Annotated in this window: 1 protein-coding gene; it reads right to left on the bottom strand. The window is 35.4% G+C overall.

Features of this window, described 5'->3' with window-relative positions; genetic code table 11:
* The coding region (locus FDW96_RS12885) for an ATP-binding cassette domain-containing protein (RefSeq protein WP_137365794.1) at window positions 1–302 on the bottom strand (302 nt) is incomplete at both ends.

A 302-nucleotide genomic window follows, 5' to 3' on the forward strand; every position in this document is an offset into this window, starting at 1 on the left:
GCAATTTCAAAATTTTCCGAACAACATCCAGGTTCTCTTCTCCAGTCAGGTTTCCGTAGAAAGCAGGTGCTTCAATAAAAGAACCAATTTCTTTTAAGATCTCATTTCTATCTTTAGGATGTTTTTTATCGTCAATTGTTAAGCCACCACTGGTAGGGTTGGTTAAACCTAAGAACATTTTCATAATAGTAGACTTTCCAGCACCGTTTGGACCTAATAATCCATAAACCTTTCCTTTTGGTATGTGCATAGTAACATCGGATACAGCCGTAAAATCAGCATATTTTTTTGTAAGATTTTTC

It is taken from the genome of Citrobacter sp. TBCS-15 (assembly GCF_005280815.1).
Lineage (GTDB): Bacteria > Pseudomonadota > Gammaproteobacteria > Enterobacterales > Enterobacteriaceae > Citrobacter > Citrobacter werkmanii.